Consider the following 17,854-nt stretch of genomic DNA (forward strand, 5'->3'; position numbering starts at 1 on the left):
GCCGGCGGCATTCCACCCGGCGGCGGCCTACCATCGAGGACTGGTGACGCTCGAGAACCCCGTTCTCCTGCTGGTTGCCGCCGGCTGCTTCGTCGGGGCCGTCATCTGGGGGAGATCGGCACTCCGTCTGGAGCGCTCGTGGCGACGTCTGCGCGGCGCGCGCAGCGACGGCGACGCGGTGGCCGCCGACCTGGCCCGGTCGGCCTACCGCAAGGAGGTCCACAACACCGTCCTCTACATGATCGCCGGCTTCAGTGCCCTCGTCGGGTCCCTGACGACCAACCCGGTGGCCAACACCCCGGTGAGGATGCTCCTGGTCATCCCCGTGGCCATGACCCTGGTGTACGGCCGCCGCTTCGCCCAGGAGGCCGACCTGCTCGAGGAGCGGGCCACGCTGGCCCGGCGGGCCAAGGAGGTCATCGACCAGGAGCGGCTCGCCCCCCGGCGGTGGGCCGCCCGTCTGGCCCCCGAGCAGTTGCCCGACTTCCCGGGGTTCGAGGTGGGCCAGATGTACGAGGCCGGCTCGGGGCTCATGGCCGGCGACTTCTACGACATGTACCCCGTGGGCCCCAACCGCATGGTGGCCGTGATCGGGGACGTGTCCGGCTCGGGGATCGACCCGGCCATCACCGCCTTCCAGGTGAAGTACCTGCTCAGGGTGTTCCTGCGCCAGTACCGCGACCCGGCCCAGGCGCTGGAGGAGCTCAACGCCCAGATCTCGGCCCAGACCAAGCCCGAGGAGTTCGTCTCGTTGTGCGTGGCCGTGTTCGACCAGAACGTGGGGACGCTGCGCTGGGCCTCGGCCGGCCACCCTCCGGCCTGGCTGTGGCACGACAGCGAGGTCCGGCCCCTGCGCTCGACGGGGCCGCTGCTCACCCTCGACCCCAAGGCCCGGTTCAACAGCCGCGAGATCCCTCTCGACCCTGGAGACCTGCTCCTGCTCTACACCGACGGGCTGGCCGAGGCCCGCCAGGGCCAGCTCCTGTTCGGCGAGGACCGAATCGCCCAGTTCATCCGGGGAAAGACCATGGTGAGCCCCGACGTGCTGTGCAAGTCACTGCTGGCCGCGGCCCGCAACTTCTCGGACTCGCCCCTGCGCGACGACGTGGCCATCCTGGCGATCCGCAAGTCCTGACCTATGCCGTGGTGTGAGGAATGCTCCGCCTACCGGGCGGACGGGGACCTCTCGGCCACCGGTGGCTGCCCCCAGTGCGGACAGGAGCTGGGGCCGCCCCCGAAGGCGCCGTGGCACTTCAAGCTGCTGGTCGTGGCCTTGGTCGTCTACCTGGGCTGGAGGGCCGTCCAGGGGGTCGACTGGCTCGTGGCCCGGTTCTGAGGCCCCGGGTGATAACGACTTGTTTACGCGCCCTCGGTAGGGTGGGACTGTGACCCCCCGGACCGCCCGCGGCGCGCGCCTGGCCACCGTCGTGGTCTCCCTGGCCCTGGTGGCGGCCGCCTGCGGGAGCGGGGACGGCGACGGGGGGACGGCCGCGGGTGGGCAGGCGGTTGGTCCCGGCGAGGCCCGGGCTCCCCAGCCCCTGGACACCACCCCAGCCGAGCAGACCAAGTCGGCCCCCCGGTGGGAGACGATCGTGACCCTTTCGGGCACCGGTCCCCAGGTCACCGCACCCATCGAAGTGCTGCCCGATGCCATTCAGTGGCGGGCCCGGTGGAAGTGCACCACGGGCACGTTGGCGGTCGACACCGACCCCCCGCCCCGGCGCCCCGGCCCCCTGGTCGACAGCGAGGCCTGCCCGGGCGAGGGCGAGGGATTCTCGATCACCACGGGCACCGTCCGGCTCAACGTGGTCGCCACCGGCGGCTGGGAGCTGATCGTCGACCAGCAGGTCGAGACCCCCCTCAACGAGCCCCCGCTGCCGGCCATGGCGTCGGCCCGTGTCTTGAGCCAGGGCGAGTTCTACAACGTCGAGAAGCAGGGGAAGGGAACGGCCCGGATCTACCAACTGGCCGACGGCACTCGGGCGTTGCGCATCGAGGACCTGGAGGTCAACCAGAACACCGACCTGTTCGTCTGGCTCGACACCCACCCCAACCCCAAGACGAGTGCCGACGCCGTGTCCGGGGACTACTGGGTGCTCGGCAACCTCAAGTCGACCCTAGGCAGCCAGAACTACATGATCCCGGCCGACGTCCCCCTCGACCAGGTCGGGTCCATCGTCATCTGGTGTGCCCCGGTGGCCATCGCCTACGCGGCCGCCGCCCTCACTCCCTAGGGGATGGTCGCGCCGGGCCCGGCGTAGACCTACACTGTCGCCCGTAGGTACGGGCTGTGGCGCAGCTTGGTCAGCGCACTTGACTGGGGGTCAAGGGGTCGCCGGTTCAAATCCGGCCAGCCCGACCAAGAAAGAGCGTGGTCAGAGGGGGTGTCCCTCTGACCACCGGGCCCTCGTGGTCACAGATGGTCACGAAATGGTCACGGAACTTGTCGTAGCCCTCCGGTACCCTCGTGACCGTGCGAGGGCGGGTCTTCCGGCGAGGCGACACGTGGAGCTTCGTTGTCGACCTTCCTCCCTCGCCCGATGGACGCCGGCGTCAGTGCAAAAAGGGCGGCTTCCGTACCCGCAAGGAAGACGCCGCAGGTGCTCCAGCGGTTGTACGCCGAGCTGTCGGAGTCGGGCCGCCACAACGGCAACGGCGGGGGAGGCGCGCCAGTTCCTCGAAGCCACCAAGGACGACCGCCTGGCCGCACTGTGGGTCCTGATGCTTGGTACCGGGATACGCCGGAGCGAGGCCCTCGGGCTCGGCTGGGAGGCGATCGACTTCGCCCGCAACCGGCTCGCTGTCGTGAGCACTGTTCGGCGAGGAGGAGCGGCCGAGGCCGAGGCTCATTCGGTTCCTGGACCAACTGGACGTTCCGATCGAAGAGTGGATCGACACCGACGACCCGGTGCTTGTCGAGCGCGTCAAGGCCGTCTTCGACCGGATCGAGGAGCAGATCACGGAGCCGACACTTCGCCGGCTTCGGCCGCGAGACCGTCAACCGGGGCGAAGCCGGCGAGGGTTGTCAAGGCCGGCCGCAGGCCGCCCGTGGGGAAGCCTTGACGACCCGGGGACGCGCCCTGCGGACAATGGAACACGAAGCCCGCCAGGGCTTCTTGGCGGCCCGTACAATCGGCGTAGAGGGAGGATCCACATGTCGGAGCCAACGCCTACGCCGGACACGATCGAGCGGGCAAACGCGTTGTTCTGGAGCCCTCCGTCGCTTGACGAGCTAATGGTCGACGTCGCCCCCCTGTCCGAGGATGAGAGTTTCGAGATCGAGGGGTTGACGGACGACGAGTGGCAAGCCTTCGTTGACGCCTTGGACGAGTGACCGTTCTGGTCGACACCGACGTCTTCACGGCGCGGATGCGCGGTGGTTCTCCACTTGCCTCTCTGTACAACAAGCACCTGCTTGGGGAGCGACTTGCCGTCGCGCCGCAGACGGTGGCTGAGGCGCTCTACGGCGCGCTGAAGGCGGGGTGGGGGACTGCCCGGGTTGGGGCCATGAACCGGCTGATCCGCCGAGCACGCACGTTGCCCGTCGACATCGAAACGGTTCGGACGGTTGCCCAATTGCGGAATGAGTGCAGGACGTTCGGTCATCCGCTTCATCAGAAGCAGCACAACGGCGATCTCTGGGTCGCCGCAACGGCGATTCGCTGGAACATTCCCCTGGTGGCCAACGACCGAGTATTCCGGGGTTGCCCCTCCCTCGACCTGAGGACCGAGGCCTGAACGCGGTGGGGACATGCCCAGGTCATCCTTGATCGCTCCAATGCCCGGGCGCGTGGCCGCTCGGCGCTGGGTGTCTGTGCCGCTGCGCTCCCGAGCGATCCTGGTGATCGCCCTCGGCGCTTCGCGGCGTTCCCGCCGCACAGTTGCTCGACGCGTTCCAGAGCAAGCGCACGGCCCTGCGTACTTGCGATAGATCTCGGCGTCCGCCTCGTCCATCCTCACGTTCTATGAGACGCCGCCCGGGACCCAACCCTTCGTGGCGCAGGCGCTTTGGGGACGGCTGACGGAGGTCCCCAAGCGTGTCGCCGACGTGTAGCGCGGTCACGCGATGGTCACGAAACGGTCACGAAAATTCGTCACAAGGCGTCATTCGCCAACACGACATAATCGCAAGAGTGCTGCTCTGGCGAGCGGTGGGCCGGTTCTGGCAACGTGAGGGCGTGAGCAGGTCGGGGACCTACCGGCGGGAGCCGCTGTCGGAGGACGGTTTGCGGACGGCCCGGGAGCGGGCCCAGCACGTGATCGTGCTCATGCTGGAGAACCGGTCGTTCGACCACATGCTCGGCTTCCTCGACCATCCGAAGCCCGAGGAGTTCGGCGGGTTCTCGGTGTCGCTCCCTGCGCCTGTGCCGGTCGACCTGAACAACCCGGCGGCCGGCACGGCCGGCCCGACGGCCGACGCCGGCCCCAGGTTGGGGCTCGACCCGCCGCACGGGCACGTCTCCGCGCTCCAGCAGATGCACCTGCGCCGGGGCCGGTTCCAGATGGACGGCTTCGCCACCGCCTACGGGCAGAAGCTGGCCGGCAAGGAGCAGGTGACCGTCGTGCGCTGGGGGCGGGTGGTGGCCCTTAGCCCGCTGGCCGGCGTCGTCGGGGGCGCCGCCTTCTACAACCTGGCCCGCCTCGGCATCCTCGGGGGCTGGCGGGCCTTCCTGCCGTGGCTGGTGGCCGGGGCCGTAGTGTTCGCCGGCTTGTGGGGGGCCTTGGAACTGAGGGCCGCACCCGGCGTCAGCGGGCGGACTCGGGCCCTGCTGCTGGCCGTGCCCGCCGTCGTCGTGGCGCTGGCCGGCCAGGGGCTGGGGCACTGGGTGGGCGGGGAACCGGGCTGGGTCATGTGGCCCCTGGTCACGTGGGCCGTCGTGCTGGCGTTCATCGCCAGCACCCGGGGGTCGATGGTCCAGCGGGCGCGGGTCCCCGAGGGGCGGGTGACGGCCGAGAGCCGCAACGTCATGCGCTGCATGCCGCCGTCCCAGGTGCCCGTCCTGGCCAAGCTGGCCCGGGAGTACGCAGTCTGCACGCGGTGGTTCTCCTCGGTCCCGGGGGCGACGTGGCCCAACCGCAACTTCGCCCACGCGGGCACGTCGGACGAGTCCGTCGACATCGAGATCGGCTTCTACGACGACCCCACGATCTTCGAGCTGCTGGAACGGTCTTTCCCGCCCGCGCAAGGCCCCGGGCTCGACCCGGCCTGGCGCATCTACTACGACCAGGTCCCCCAGGTGATCGCCTTTCGCAAGCTGTGGACCGGCTGGCGGGCCAAGAACTGGCTTCCCCTCGACCGCCTGGTCGAGGACATATCGCGGTGGTCCCCGTCCAACCCCACCATGGCCCGGTACTCGTTCGTCGAGCCGTGCCACACGGGGGCGGGGGCCAACAGCCAGCACCCCGGCAACAACGAGCGCTACGGGTCGGAGGACTTCGAGCGGGGCGAGGCGCTCATCGCTTCGATCTACGACGCACTGGTGGCCAACCAGTCCCTCTTCGAGCGCACGGTGTTCGTGATCACCTACGACGAGCACGGCGGTTTCTACGATCACGTGCCGCCCCCGGCGGCCACCCCGCCCGAGCCCATGGCGGGGCGCAGCCCGAGCCTGGCCCGCAACCTGGCCGGCTGGTTCCTGGACTACAACAGCCGGCCCTTCGAGTTCTCCTACCTGGGCCCCCGGGTGCCGGCCGTCATCGTGTCGCCGTGGACCGAGCCCGCGACCGTCTCGGCTGACGTGTTCGACCATGCCAGCATCCCGGCGACGCTCCGGCGCCTGTTCGCTCCCGACCAGGCCAGCCTGACCCGCCGCGACGATGAGGCCAACGACTTCCTGCACCTTCTGGTCGACCGGGCCTCACCGACGGCGCCCACGCCCACCGGCCCGGGCATGGTCAAGACCGAGGCCTTCGTGGCCGCCCCCGACCCCGCGCCCCTGGTGAGCGCGCCCGTGGCCCGGGGCGACGCCGCCTTCGAGACGCAACTGGCCGCGCTGGAAGGCGCGGTCCAGGACGTCCTCGCCCCTCTGGCGGCCGAGCCGGGTGGCCCAGCCGCGCCCGGGCCCATGGCCGCCGGGCCCGTGGGCCGGGCCGTGGGAGGAACCGGGGCCGAGAGCGCCGTGGGGGCCATGGCCCTGTTCCGGGCGGCGGCCGACGCCGCCCGCCGGGGCCGCCCGTCCACCTGAGGCCGCCCGCGGGACAGCGGCCGCCCGGCCCGGCTCAGCCCATCGTGCCGATGGCGTCCAGCAGGTCCGAGAGCACGTCGTCGGTGGGTGTCACCCGGAGGCCGTCTTGGCCGTGGTCGACCCCCAGGGCGGGACAGAAGAACGACCTGTCGCCCGCGAAGAAGTGGGGGGAGCCGACCACTCCCCGCCGACGTCCCTCCTCCCAGTCGGCCCGGACGCGGTCGCCGTGGTGCGCCTGCGGGGCGGGGACGCGGTGGGCCCCGGCCAGTTCGGCCAGCACCTGGGGTCGAGAGACGTCGAGGCCCTCCTCGAACAGGGCGTGGCGCAGTGCCATGCTCACCGCCTCCCCGGTGCTCAGGTCGACGTCGTACGCGCTGGCGGCCAGGGCCAGGGCGGGCAGGGTCGTGGCCGGGAAAGCCTCCCGGTCGAAGCCCGTGAACAGCTGGGGCACGACCTGGCTGCGCAGGGCCTCGACCTCACGGGCGACGGCCAGAGGGCGCAGGGGACGGCCGTTGACGAGCTCGAGGGGCCAGGCCCGCACGTGCAACCGGAAGCCTCCCGCAACCTCGTAGCGGCGGTCGAGGAGCCGGCGCAGGCCGGCGTAGGCGAAGGGGCAGTAGACGTCGGCGAAGACCTCGATCCGCCGTTCCCGGCCGGCATCCCCCACGGCGACACCGTAGATGGCCAAGTTCAGCCGGGCCGAAGGTCCCAAATGTGGGGGCGGGGGGCTCGGTAGTGGTGCTAACACCACCACAGGGGCCCGGGACCAGCCACACTTCAGGTGTGGCCGAAGACGCGCAGCACGACGGTTACTACAAGGACCTGGTGGAGTCGGCACCCGACGCCATCCTCGTGGTCAACCAGCAGGGAACGATCGAGCTCGTCAACCGCCAGGCCGAGCTGCTCTTCGGTTACTCCCGGGACGAGCTGATCGGCCGAGCCGTGGAGGTGCTGGTGCCTGACCGGGCGCGGGACGTTCACCCGTCTCACCGCGGCCGGTACTTCGGCGACCCCCGCACCCGGCCCATGGGGGCCGGTCTCGACCTCACAGCCCGCCGTAAGGACGGCAGCGAGGTGCCGGTAGACATCAGTCTCAGCCCCCTCCAGACCGAACGGGGCATGGTCGTATCGGTCGCCATCCGGGACGTCACCGAGCGCAAGCGGGGTGAACGCGCTCTTCAGGACGCCTACGAGAAGCTGTCGGCGTCGGTGGGCGAGCTGGAGCGGCACGATCGCGACATGACGCTCGTCAACGAGATGGGGGACCTCCTCCAGAGCTGCGTGACCACCGACGAGGCCCACGAGGTGATCTCCCGCTATGGCCGGCGCCTGTTCCCCTCCGACGCCGGTGCCGTCTTCACGGCCGGGGCGTCGAGGACCGTGCTCGACGCGGTCGCGACCTGGGGGGACCAGGTCCGGGCGCCGACCACCATCGACCGGGAGGAGTGCTGGGCACTGCGCCGGGCCCGGGCCTACGTGGTCGAGGGAGCCGACGAGGGCCCCGTGTGCCCCCACCTCGGCTTTCCACCCGTCGCCGGCGCCATCTGTGTCCCGATGATGGCCCAGGGCGAGGCTTTCGGTCTGTTCCACGTGCTGGCCGGGCCCGGGGCCAACCACAGTGGCCCCAGCGCCTTCGAAGCCAAGCGGCGCCTGGCGCTGACCGTGGCCGAGCAGTTGTCGCTGGCTCTGGCCAACCTCGGCCTGCGGGAGTCGCTGCGCCGCCAGTCGGTGTCCGACCCGCTCACCGGGCTCTACAACCGCCGGTTCATGGAAGAGCAGCTGGGCCGGGAGATCTCCCGGTCCGAGCGCACCGGGCTCCCGGTGGCCGTGGTGGCGGCCGATGTCGACATCTTCAAGGACGTGAACGACGGCATGGGCCACGGCGTGGGGGACGAGGTGCTGCGGGCCGTGGCCAAGGTGCTCGAGCACGGCGTCCGAGAGGGCGACATCGTGTGCCGTTGCGGGGGCGACGAGTTCGTGGTGGTCATGCCCAGCACCGACCTGGCCACGGCCCGTGCCCGAGCCGAGGACCTGCGCACCGACCTGATTGCCCTGGCCCAGGCCCGTGACGCATCCCTGCCCCTGGTCACCATGTCCCTCGGCGTCGCGATCTACCCCGAGCACGGGAGGACGGTGGCCGCGGTCCTGAGGGCGGCCGACGTGGCCCTCTACCAGGCCAAGCAGGGCGGCCGCAACCAAGTGGCGTCGGCCGGCGACCCTGCGGCGCCGCTCGCCCTGGGTTAAGGCCGGCGAAGGCGGCAAGAGGACTTCCGGCCCTGGCGGCGACCCGCTCACGTCGCCCAGGATGACGGGGGTGGACGACGATTCCGTAGGCTTGCGCGCCCTGTCGCGCCAGGCGTGCCTGGCCCTGCTGGCGGTGGCCCGCGGGGCCCGGGTGGCGTTCTCGGCCGGGGCCCTGCCGGCCGTTCAGCCCGTCGAGTTCGAACTGGGCGACGGAGGCCTCAGGCTTCGGGCCGCGCCGGGCACGCCCGCGGCCGAGGGTGCCCCTGGCCACGTGGTCACCTTCGAGGCCGACGGCGAGGACAGCGCCGGCCTCTGGAGCGTGACCGTGACCGGGACGGCCCGCCGGGCCGAGGGAGCGGACGGCGCGGGCGGCGCGGACGGCGCGGACGGTGGGGCCGAGGGGATGGCTGGCGGCGGCTGGGCGGGGGACACCCCGGGTCGGCCTCTGTGGCTGCCCCTGGAGGTCGTGTCCGGCCTGCGAGCCCCGGCCCGGGGCACGGCCGGCCCCGGTCAGCCCGAGCAGGCGGCGGCCGTGGCCGAGACCCATGCGGGCATCGTCTTCTTCGCCGGGGACCGGGCCTACAAGGCCAAGAAGCCCATCGACCTCGGCTTTTCCGACTTCCGCACCCGCGAGTCCCGCCTGCAGGCTTGCCGGCGGGAGGTGGCCCTCAACCGGCGCCTGGCCCCCGACGTCTACCTGGGCGTGGCCGACGTGTCGGGGACTGACGGCGAGCTGTGCGACCACTTGGTGGTCATGCGGCGGATGCCGGCCGCCCGCCGGCTGTCGGCCCTGGTGGCCGCCGGCCGCCCTGTGGGCGACGACCTGGACGCGGTCGCCGCCCTGCTGGCCCGCTTCCACCGCGGGGCCGCCCGGTCGGCGGCCATCGACGAGGCCGCCGCCGCACCCGCCCAGCTGGCCCGCTGGGAGGCGAACGGATCGGAGATGGCGCCCTTCGTGGGAGGGCCCCTCGACGCCCGGTTGGCGGCCGGTACCGTCGAGATGGCCCGGCGGTTCATCGCCGGGCGCGGGCCTCTCTTCGAAGCCAGGGTGGCCGACGGGCGGGCGTGCGACGGCCACGGCGACGTGCTGGCCGACGACATCTTCTGCCTGGACGACGGGCCTCGCCTGCTCGACTGCCTCGACTTCGACGACCGCCTCCGCTACGGGGATGCCCTGGCCGACGCCGCCTTCCTGGCCATGGACCTCGAGCGCCTCGGTCGCCCCGACCTGGCCGGGACTTTCTTGGAGGCCTACCGGGTGGCGGCCGGGGACTGCTGGCCCGCCAGCCTGGCACACCACTACGTGGCCTACCGGGCGCAGGTCCGGGCCAAGGTGGCGTGCATCCGGTGGTCCCAGGGCGACCCGGGGGCGGCGGGGGCCGCCGGTCACCTGCTGCGCCTGTGCGCCGACCATCTGCGCCGGGGACGGGTACGCCTGGTGCTGGTCGGGGGCCTGCCCGGTACCGGGAAGTCCACCGTGGCCCAGGCGCTGGGAGAGCGTCAGGGGGCGACCGTCCTGCGCTCGGACGAGGTCCGCGGCCGGCTGTTCCCGCCGGGCGCGGCGGTCGACGGCCCCGCGGGGGTGATGACCGGGCGCTATGCCCCGGCGGCCACCGGCGCGGTCTACGAGCAGATGTTGGTCGAGGCGGGCCGGGCGCTGGCAGGGGGGGAGACGGTCGTGCTCGACGCCACCTGGCGCGATCCCCAGTGGCGGGCCCGGGCCGCCCAGGTGGCCGAGGGGGCGCACGCCGACCTCATGGCGTTCCGCTGCTCGGCCCCCCTCGAAATAGCCGTGGAACGGGCCCGGAGGCGACGGCGCGAGGGGGCCGACCCTTCGGAGGCAGGCGAGGACGTGGTCAGGGCCCTTTGGGAGGACGACCTAACCTGGACGGGGGCGTTCGACCTCGACACGTCCGCCGAGCCGAGCGCCGCAGTCGACGCCGCACTGGCGGTGCTCGAGCGGTGACGCCCAAGGAGGGACCGATGAGCGCCGACGAGGACCCGAGGCCCGACGACGGGACCACCCTGGCCGAGCTCACCCGGGACGAGTGCCTGGAGCTCCTGGGCGGCAGGATGATCGGTCGGGTGGCCGTCGCCGAACCTGGGGCGGCTCCCCTCGTGGTGCCTGTGAACTACGTCCTCGAGGGCGAGAGCGTGGTGTTCCGGACCGACTACGGCAGCAAGTTCCGCCTGGCCGTCCTGGGCGAGCAGCCCGTGGCCTTCGAGATCGACGGCGTCGAGCCCGGTCGGCGGACCGGATGGAGCGTGCTCGTCCAGGGCACCGCCCACGAGCTCGACGAGGCTGCGGGCGAGGCGCTGGGCGTCGAGCCGTGGGCGCCCGGCCGCAAGGACCGGTGGGTGAGGATCGTCCCGTCGTCGCTCACCGGCCGGCGTATCCAGCTCCCCCCGGTCTCCGGCACTGACAGCCGCGGCTACCTCTGACGGGCGGGACCGGCCGAAGGGCACTGCCGGGGAGGGACGTTCGGCCCTGGGCGGCAAGGCCCCAGCGGGCGATCATCCACTCATGGAAGTCGACTGCTCGGGCCTCGAGGTGCTCACCGAGGAAGAGGCCCGCCGCCTGCTGGCGAGCACTTCCCTCGGCCGCCTCGCCCTCAACGTCGGCGCGCTCCCCGTGGTGGTGCCCGTCGCCTACCAGATGAGCGCCGCCGGGATCATCCTGCGGGCCGGCGAGGGCACGACCGTGGAGGGCGCGACCCGCGGGACGGTCGTCGGTTTCGAGGCCGACGACATCGACCCCGGCACGGGCGAGGGGTGGACGGTGACCGTCACCGGGGTCGCCACCCACCTCGGCCCCGGTGAGGTCCCCGAGGAGGCTGCCCTGCTGCCCCGGGCCAACGGCTGGTCGGGCCGGGCCGAGACCCGGGTGGTCTGCATCTCGGTCGAGATACTGGCCGGCCGCCGCTGTCACGGCCGCGCCAACGCCAACGGCAACGGCCGGCTGAAGGGCTGACCGGCTGGCCGGCGGGGAGCGGGGAGCGGGGAGGGGGGAGGGGGCAGCGCTCCTCAGGGGCGGTCGCGGCCCAGCAGGCGGTCGATCAGCCAACGGATGCTGTCGGGCTGGCCTTCGGCGTCCTGCCACCCGTCGAGCAGGGCGGTCACCTGGTCGTGCCCGTGGACCAGCTTGAGCACCCGCACACCCAGGTCGTCGGGCTGGGGCGGGATGGCCATGAAGTCGCCGAACTGGTCGAACCACAGGGGGGCGGGGTCGTCGTGCATGACGTAGAGCTCGCCGGTGTCCTGCACCCAGTTGAGCTCGTAGCGGTTGCCCCGGGCGTCGTGCCAGTCCTGGCCGAACTGCAACTCGTCGGACGCCCGGCGCCGGGGATCGGCGTCGTAGAACTCCTCGATGTTCACACCGGCAGCGTAGGTGCCCGCCACCAGCCCGGGGGTTCGATGCGGGCGACTTCCATGGCCGCCGAGGCTATCGGGGCAGGCTCAGGGGTTCTTCACCAGGCTGCGTAGCTTCATGCCCATCCACGGCTTTCGGCCCCAGGCCAGGAGCTTGCCCTTGGGGATGGCGTCCCACTGGCTGATCCGGGCCCAGGTGACCAGCAGGAAGGCCACCGGGTCGACCAGCAGGTGGCAGTCGACCCGGCCCGTGGGCGGCCCGGGGGTGACCACCAGGTCACCGTCGTGGAAGCGGAACTGGGTGCGCTCACCACCCTTGACCCGGATGTCGTAGGTCACCCGCACGCCCCGGGCCGCCTCCTGGTCGACCATCGACGGCCCCAGTGCCCGCAGGACCTGGAAGATGAACCCGTCGATGATCAGGGCGGCGTCGCCCGGGGCGATGGGCCACCGCTGGCCGTCGGCCAGGGCGATGTCCCGGCCGTGCACTACCAGTTCGTTGAGCACGTGGCAGGTGACGGTGGACAGGGGGAACTCGACGCCCTGGACCAGCCACGTGCGCCCGTCGTCGGCCCCGGCCTTGGCCATGTAGTCCACGAAGCCGGCCACGCTGGCGTCGATGCGGTCGGCCAGAACCCCCAGGTCGCGCTCGGTCTCGGCCTCGACGAACATCGTCGTCAGCCCGGCCAGGCCCCACAGGTCGTCGATTAGGCCGCCGCCCCCCTTGGCCACAGCCGTCACCGCGTCCATGGCGTGGGACACGTGGGCCGCCAGTTGGGCGATGTCCCAGGCGCCCACCGCCGGGGCCGCGGGGTTGCCCACCGAGCGCAGCAGGGCCGACATCCGGGGCCCGGCCCGGGCCACCGCCTCGCGTGCCGCCACCCATTCGACCCGTGGGGAGATCTGCATGGCCGGACAAGTTAGGCGACCGGCCCGGCCCGGGGCGGGGTACCGGGCCGGGCCGGCCGCTGGTCAGGACGGCGGCCGGTCGCCCCAGTTACGGGCCCAGCCGGCGGCCACCGGTTGGGGCCCGGCGGCCACCGGCGCGTGGCCGTTGCCGGTCTCCGAGCCAGGCCGGGGAGGGCCGTAGGGTGTCGGCGGGACGTCGTCCTCGTCGGAGCGGTCGAGCTTCACCGCGCACAGGGCGTAGAGGCCGACCCATGCCAGCAGCACGACCGACACCCCGGTGTAGGCGGCGTTGGCTGCGAACGCCGCGCCCGGCTTCACCTCCCGCAGGAGCCACACGGTGTTGCGGACGAACTGCTCGCGGCGCTCGGCCACGGCCGGCACCTCGGGGGCGCCGATCTCGGGGTCGGCGGGCATGTACACGGGCACGGCCATGACCTCGTCGTGGCGCTGGAGGCCAACCACGGTCTTCCACGGCCCGCTGATGGGCAGGGGCTTGGAGGACACGTAGCGGCCGGGAGCCACCTCGTTCAGGGACGCCTTGACCGTGCCCCCGCCCTGCCAGGCCACGATGCCGAAGGCGGTGGCCTTGCGGGCCGCGTCGGCCGGGACCAGCTCGACCTCGACGGTGGCCCGGTCGCCGACGATCTCGGTCAGCCGGATGACGGCACTGACGTCGCCCACGTTGCGGGGCAGGGGATAGGCGAGGACGGCCACCAGGGCCACCGCCCCGGCCAGCGCGGCGGCCGCCGGCACCCGCTTGGCCCCGTCGGGCATCGGTCGGGCCAGGGCGGCGCCCAGCAAGGCCCCGGCCATGGCCGCGATGGGGGAGAGGAGGGCGGCCTTAGGCAGCATCTCGGTGGTGGCGGTCACCTCGCTCAGGAAAGAGAGCCAGGCCAGGTCGGCGGCCACCCCCACGGTGCCCACGGCCAGGCCGGCGAACAGGGCGAAGCGCAGGCGGTCGTGGGTGCCCACCAGCAAGGCCACGCCTTCGACGGCCAGGGCGGCGACCACATAGAGGGGGAACTGGGGGAAGGTCATGTTGAACGGGCCGACCACCAGCAGGCCGATGACGCCCCGGATGACGATGAAGGCCAGGACCGCCTTCATGGCCCCCCACGGGCCCATGGCGATGCGGGCCAGCACCAGGCCCAGGCCGGCGGCCGCGGCGATCAGGATGGGCAGGTAGAGCACCTGGAACTGGGGGACCCCGAAGTCGAACTCACCCTGCATGGTCGACAACCCCGTGAGGATGGCACCGAAGACCGTGGCCTGGATGCCCCGCCCCAGCAGCGTGGGCTGCTGGTGCCGGCCCCCTTCGCGCATCATCAACCACAGGACCACGGTGGAGAGCGACGCCCCGGCCACGAGCTGGATGTGGGGCGGGCTCCACAGGGTCACGTCCACCCCGTAGGCGTCGTGCCACATGGCGTCGAACGGGAAGGCCACCAGGCCGCCCAGGCCGAAGGCGCCCAGGGTGAGCGCCGTCCACGGCACCCGCACCACACCGAAGCGCAGGTCGACGTCGGCCCGGTCGATCGAGGCGAAGGTGACGGCCACGGCCGCCGCGAACACCAGCCCGGCCAGCCCGATGACGATCATGGTGTGCGAGGGGGTGAAGAGCTGGTTGTCGCGCCCGAAGTCGACGTGGAAGGCCACGTCCCAGTAGAAGCCGATGGCGGCCGTTCCCAGCATGAGCAGGCCGGTCAGGGCACCGGCCATGGCCCACCCGGCGTAGCCCGTCCACCGCTCCAGGCAGTCCGAGATGCGCCGGAAGAAGATGCGCAGGACGTTGCCCTCGTCGCCGTGGTCGCCGTAGCAGGCGAGCACGACGACGATGATCCCGAAGATCTGGAGCGGGGCGAACACGTAGAACCACTCGCTCCAGTGGGGCGTGTACTCGAGCATCAGCTCACCTCTCTGACGTTGGTCGCGGGGCGGTCGGCTGCCGACCACACCGCAGAGGCCGCCGTGGACGCCGCCGTTGCCCGGGCCATGGCCTGGGCGAGGGTGGCCTGGACGGTGATGGCGGCCAGGGGCCGCATCCGGCGCAGGGCGTCGGTCACCTGGGGAAGCTGTTCAGGGGGCATGCCCGCTTCGACGTAGGGCTTCCAGACGTGGCGCTCGAACATGCCGACCAGCCGGGCGGCGATGCGGGCCATGTCCTCCCGGAGGGCGGCCAGGGCGTCCTGGGTGGCGGCCAGGGGGACCCCGGCGGCCGCCAGCTCGACCCCGGCCCTCAACAGGCTGGGGCTGGGCACCAAGAAGCGGTCCTCGTGGGGGACGATGAGGCCGAGCTCGATGGCCCGGATCCCCAACTCGGGGTTCTCGGCCGACTCGGGGAACATCTCCAACAGTTCGCCCAGCGTGACGAGCTCGGGCTCCTCGGTCGTCCACGGGGCGGTGAGGACCTGCTCGAAGCCCAGCAGGTCGGCCAGGCTGCGGCCCTGCTCCCAGGCCTTGAGCAGCTCGGCGATGCCCGCCAGCGAGAAGCCCTGCTGCTGGAGCTGGGCGATCAGGCGCAGGCGGCCGAGGTGGCCCTCGTCGTAGTAACCCACCCGCCCGACCAGCCGGGGCGGGGGGAGAAGGCCCTGGGTCTGGTAGTTGCGGATGTTGCGAGTGGTGGTGGCCGACCGCTGGGCCAGCTGGTCGATCGTCATGCCTGGGCTGATGTCGGGGCCGTCCACTAGCGGCCACCATACGCCGATCGTTACATCATTTCAAGTAACAGTTTTCTCAGTCGCCTACGCGGAAACCGAACCGCAGCTCTCCGGGCTCGGGGCGGGGCTTGGCCGCCGGCCGGGCCCGGCCCAGGAGGACCTTGGCGGCCAGGGGCAGGGCGACCGCGGCCAGGAGCTCGAGGTGAAGGGCCGGACCGGCCCGCAGCGCCCACGTATCGTCGACGTGCTCCTCGCCCAGGTCCTCGTCGGTCCGGTGGAGCTCGGCCACCTGCCCGTAGCCGGTCTCGACGAGGGCCCAGCCGCCCCGTCCCGAGCGAAGCCGGGCCACGGGCGCGCTGGTCGAGTCCCGCACGTCGATCCCACCGTCTCGTTCGATGAACGTGGCCAGCGGGTCGCCGTCGGCCGCCACAGCCACCAGCGCGTCAGGTGCGGCCTCGTAGTTGACCATCCGGAAGAGCAGGTCCCCGCCCACGTCGTGGCACTCCAGGGGGGTGACGGCGGCCCGGCCCGGCGAACGTACGACCGCCTCGGTCCAACCTGCGGTCGCGGTGTAGCGCAACGACGACCGGGCCGACGAGCGCCCCAGAGTGCAACTCGGGCCGGCCGCGAAGGGGGCGACGCCGTGGGGGCGTCCCACCCGCCGGCCGGCGGCCATGGCCTGCAGGACGCGCTCGGTCCGGGTTTCGGGGTCGGGGCTCAGCTCGGCCAGGCACTGGGGGCACGAGTGCATGTGCGCCGGCCAGTCCCGCCCGCAGTGGCGGCAGGTGACCCGGGCGTCGAGGTCGTCGACGAGGTGGGCCATGCAGGCGGCGCACGTCGTCCGCTCGGCCGGCCACGCCGTCCTGCAGCTCGGGCACCACCGCTCCATGGCCTCATTGTGGGCCCTGGGTCAGCCTTCGTCGGCTAGGAGGGCCTTGGCCGCCATGCGGCCCGGGGTGCCGGCGATGCCCCCCGACGGGTTGGTGCCCGCGCCCGAGATGTAGAGGCCGGCCACCGGCGTGCGGTGGCGGCCCAGGGCGCGGGTAGGCCGGAGGGGCCCGAGCTGGTCGAGGCTGATGTCCAGGTGCATCGGGTGGGCGCCCGGCCAGCGCCCGTGGGCGGCCATGCGGCCCGGGTCCCAGCAGAAGGTGCCGGTTACCGACGCTCCGAACCCGGGCGCCCTTTCCTCCATGGTGGCCAGGGCGGCGGACACCAGGTCGTGGCGCCGGGCGTCCCAGCCGCCGTCCACCCGCCAGGGGGCGGCCGGGCAGGCCAGGTAGACCGTGTGGTGGCCCGCAGGAGCCAGGGAGGGGTCGATGGCCGACGTGGTGAACGCGTAGAGAGGGAGCGGGCTGGGGAGCAGGCCGGCCTCGGCCGCCGACCAGGCGGCCGTGAGGTCGTCGAGCCGGTCGACGAAGCTCTGCAGACCGTTCCAGTCCCCGGGCCGCGCCCCCGGGTAAGCGGGCAGACGGTCGGTGGCTACGTGCACCACCGCTTGGACGACGTTGGAGCGCCGGGCGGCGGCCAGGTCGGCCCCCACCTCGCCCGCCAGGGGCGGGTCCAGGAGCTCGAGCAGGGCCACCTTGGGGTCCATGGCGCTCACCACGGCCCGGGCCTCGACCCGCTCACCACTTTCCAGGACGACGGCCCGAGCCCTTCCCCCCCGGGCGTCGATGCGAGCCACGGGGGCACCGCACCGCACCTCGCCCCCGAGGCTCTCCAGCCTACGGACCAGGGCGTCGGTGAGGCCCCGAGCACCCCCGGGGGCGTGCCACTGCCCGAACAGGTGGTACGCCGCCTGCCAGAAGGCGAACAGGGCGCTCCCCGGCTCGGACGGCCCGACCCCGGCGTGCGCCGCGAAGGCGGCCACCGGCCCCCGGGTGAGGTCCGACCGCAGCCACCGGCGCAGCAGCGAGTCGTAGGGACTGAGGACGTCGCGCAGCGTGGTGGCCGGGCGGTGACGCAGTGCCCGCACCAGGTCGGCCGTCCGGCGGGGCACGTCTCGGGCGCTCATCTGGCCCCGCACCGCCGGCATCATCACCCCGACGATGGGCCGGGCCAGGTCGATGAAGCGCTGGTAGGCGAGAGCTTCGGCCCCGTCGACCTCGGCGATCGAAGCCACAGTCTCCTCGACCGACCGGTGGAACCTCACCCGCCGCCCGTCGGCCATGACCGCGATCGAGAAGGGGTCCATCTCCTGGTAGGCCAGGCCCGCCCCAGCCAGGTCGAGCTCGGCCGGGATGGCGGTCATGTTGATGATGTTGTGGGCCACGGAGTGGACGTCGAACCGGTAGCCGGGGACCGTCTCTTCGGTCCACGCCCCCCCGCCCGGATGGTCGAGGGCCTCGAGCACGAGCACATCGCGGCCGGCCCGGGCCAGGTAGCAGGCGGCTACCAGCCCATTGTGGCCGGCGCCCACCACCACGTAGGGCGGCCAGGGCCCGTTAGTACCCGTGATCGGCCTCAAGCCTCGACAGTCTGGCGCCGATG

Annotated in this window: 18 protein-coding genes and 1 tRNA gene; 12 read left to right on the forward strand and 7 right to left on the reverse strand. The window is 72.4% G+C overall.

The features are described 5' to 3' along the window. The first annotated feature begins 43 nt into the window (after positions 1 to 43). The 8 genes from AB1673_05700 to AB1673_05735 all read left to right on the forward strand — a co-directional run bounded on the left by AB1673_05700 (position 44) and on the right by AB1673_05735 (position 6,185). Entirely contained in the window at positions 44 to 1,135 is a 1,092-nt protein-coding gene (locus AB1673_05700) for a PP2C family protein-serine/threonine phosphatase (protein ID MEW6153471.1), read from the forward strand. 3 nt (positions 1,136 to 1,138) lie between these two features. Beyond that, complete coding sequence (locus AB1673_05705) at positions 1,139 to 1,336, forward strand: hypothetical protein (GenBank protein MEW6153472.1); 198 nt, start codon at positions 1,139 to 1,141, stop codon at positions 1,334 to 1,336. A gap of 49 nt (positions 1,337 to 1,385) precedes the next feature. Further along, positions 1,386 to 2,234 (forward strand): DM13 domain-containing protein, encoded by an 849-nt coding sequence (locus AB1673_05710; protein ID MEW6153473.1) that lies wholly within the window; start codon positions 1,386 to 1,388, stop codon positions 2,232 to 2,234. A 50-nt stretch (positions 2,235 to 2,284) separates the two neighbouring features. Beyond that, positions 2,285 to 2,362, forward strand: a tRNA-Pro gene (locus AB1673_05715). A gap of 111 nt (positions 2,363 to 2,473) precedes the next feature. Next, positions 2,474 to 2,722, forward strand: coding sequence for an Arm DNA-binding domain-containing protein (locus AB1673_05720; GenBank protein MEW6153474.1), 249 nt, complete (start codon positions 2,474 to 2,476; stop codon positions 2,720 to 2,722). A gap of 432 nt (positions 2,723 to 3,154) precedes the next feature. Further along, positions 3,155 to 3,334 (forward strand): hypothetical protein, encoded by a 180-nt coding sequence (locus AB1673_05725; protein MEW6153475.1) that lies wholly within the window; start codon positions 3,155 to 3,157, stop codon positions 3,332 to 3,334. Further along, positions 3,331 to 3,738, forward strand: a complete 408-nt coding sequence (locus AB1673_05730; GenBank protein ID MEW6153476.1) for a PIN domain-containing protein — start codon at positions 3,331 to 3,333, stop codon at positions 3,736 to 3,738. Before AB1673_05725 ends, AB1673_05730 begins: the two co-directional genes overlap by 4 nt. A gap of 440 nt (positions 3,739 to 4,178) precedes the next feature. Further along, a complete protein-coding gene (locus AB1673_05735) occupies positions 4,179 to 6,185 on the forward strand; it encodes an alkaline phosphatase family protein (GenBank protein MEW6153477.1) in 2,007 nt (668 codons plus the stop codon). Positions 6,186 to 6,219: 34 nt separating this feature from the next. On the opposite strand, the gene AB1673_05740 is transcribed toward AB1673_05735, so the two are convergent. Then, entirely contained in the window at positions 6,220 to 6,852 is a 633-nt protein-coding gene (locus AB1673_05740; protein MEW6153478.1) for a DsbA family protein, read from the reverse strand. Positions 6,853 to 6,968: 116 nt separating this feature from the next. Between AB1673_05740 and AB1673_05745 the strand changes: the two genes are divergently transcribed. From AB1673_05745 to AB1673_05760, 4 genes are all read left to right on the forward strand, one after another. After that, complete coding sequence (locus tag AB1673_05745) at positions 6,969 to 8,429, forward strand: diguanylate cyclase (GenBank protein ID MEW6153479.1); 1,461 nt, start codon at positions 6,969 to 6,971, stop codon at positions 8,427 to 8,429. Between the two features lie 70 nt (positions 8,430 to 8,499). Continuing rightward, the gene (locus AB1673_05750; GenBank protein ID MEW6153480.1) at positions 8,500 to 10,395 is read left to right on the forward strand and encodes an AAA family ATPase; all 1,896 of its coding nucleotides are present in this window, start codon (positions 8,500 to 8,502) and stop codon (positions 10,393 to 10,395) included. Between the two features lie 17 nt (positions 10,396 to 10,412). Further along, positions 10,413 to 10,871, forward strand: coding sequence for a pyridoxamine 5'-phosphate oxidase family protein (locus AB1673_05755; protein MEW6153481.1), 459 nt, complete (start codon positions 10,413 to 10,415; stop codon positions 10,869 to 10,871). A gap of 82 nt (positions 10,872 to 10,953) precedes the next feature. Next, entirely contained in the window at positions 10,954 to 11,400 is a 447-nt protein-coding gene (locus AB1673_05760; protein MEW6153482.1) for a pyridoxamine 5'-phosphate oxidase family protein, read from the forward strand. 53 nt (positions 11,401 to 11,453) lie between these two features. On the opposite strand, the gene AB1673_05765 is transcribed toward AB1673_05760, so the two are convergent. The 6 genes from AB1673_05765 to AB1673_05790 all read right to left on the reverse strand — a co-directional run bounded on the left by AB1673_05765 (position 11,454) and on the right by AB1673_05790 (position 17,831). Then, the gene (locus AB1673_05765) at positions 11,454 to 11,804 is read right to left on the reverse strand and encodes a hypothetical protein (GenBank protein ID MEW6153483.1); all 351 of its coding nucleotides are present in this window, start codon (positions 11,802 to 11,804) and stop codon (positions 11,454 to 11,456) included. 81 nt (positions 11,805 to 11,885) lie between these two features. Further along, positions 11,886 to 12,707 carry a maleylpyruvate isomerase N-terminal domain-containing protein gene (locus AB1673_05770; GenBank protein MEW6153484.1) on the reverse strand — a complete coding sequence of 274 codons (822 nt, stop codon included), beginning with the start codon at positions 12,705 to 12,707 and terminating at the stop codon, positions 11,886 to 11,888. A 63-nt stretch (positions 12,708 to 12,770) separates the two neighbouring features. Further along, complete coding sequence (locus AB1673_05775) at positions 12,771 to 14,612, reverse strand: hypothetical protein (protein MEW6153485.1); 1,842 nt, start codon at positions 14,610 to 14,612, stop codon at positions 12,771 to 12,773. Then, positions 14,612 to 15,391 carry a MerR family transcriptional regulator gene (locus tag AB1673_05780; GenBank protein MEW6153486.1) on the reverse strand — a complete coding sequence of 260 codons (780 nt, stop codon included), beginning with the start codon at positions 15,389 to 15,391 and terminating at the stop codon, positions 14,612 to 14,614. The genes AB1673_05775 and AB1673_05780 overlap by 1 nt, the downstream gene beginning before the upstream one ends. Before the next feature lie 49 nt (positions 15,392 to 15,440). Then, positions 15,441 to 16,253 carry a hypothetical protein gene (locus tag AB1673_05785; protein ID MEW6153487.1) on the reverse strand — a complete coding sequence of 271 codons (813 nt, stop codon included), beginning with the start codon at positions 16,251 to 16,253 and terminating at the stop codon, positions 15,441 to 15,443. Positions 16,254 to 16,274: 21 nt separating this feature from the next. Beyond that, complete coding sequence (locus AB1673_05790; GenBank protein ID MEW6153488.1) at positions 16,275 to 17,831, reverse strand: NAD(P)/FAD-dependent oxidoreductase; 1,557 nt, start codon at positions 17,829 to 17,831, stop codon at positions 16,275 to 16,277. Between the last annotated feature and the right edge of the window lie 23 nt (positions 17,832 to 17,854).

The sequence above is a fragment of the Actinomycetota bacterium genome (genome assembly GCA_040754375.1).
GTDB lineage: Bacteria > Actinomycetota > Acidimicrobiia > Acidimicrobiales > AC-14 > JBFMCT01.

Bases quoted from the DNA above. Each gene is read 5' to 3' on its own strand.
- AB1673_05770 (MEW6153484.1), bottom strand. From the start codon at position 12,707: ATGCAGATCTCCCCACGGGTCGAATGGGTGGCGGCACGCGAGGCGGTG.
- AB1673_05760 (MEW6153482.1), top strand. From the start codon at position 10,954: ATGGAAGTCGACTGCTCGGGCCTCGAGGTGCTCACCGAGGAAGAGGCC.
- AB1673_05785 (MEW6153487.1), bottom strand. From the start codon at position 16,253: ATGGAGCGGTGGTGCCCGAGCTGCAGGACGGCGTGGCCGGCCGAGCGG.
- AB1673_05725 (MEW6153475.1), top strand. From the start codon at position 3,155: ATGTCGGAGCCAACGCCTACGCCGGACACGATCGAGCGGGCAAACGCG.
- AB1673_05705 (MEW6153472.1), top strand. From the start codon at position 1,139: ATGCCGTGGTGTGAGGAATGCTCCGCCTACCGGGCGGACGGGGACCTC.
- AB1673_05775 (MEW6153485.1), bottom strand. From the start codon at position 14,612: ATGCTCGAGTACACGCCCCACTGGAGCGAGTGGTTCTACGTGTTCGCC.
- AB1673_05755 (MEW6153481.1), top strand. From the start codon at position 10,413: ATGAGCGCCGACGAGGACCCGAGGCCCGACGACGGGACCACCCTGGCC.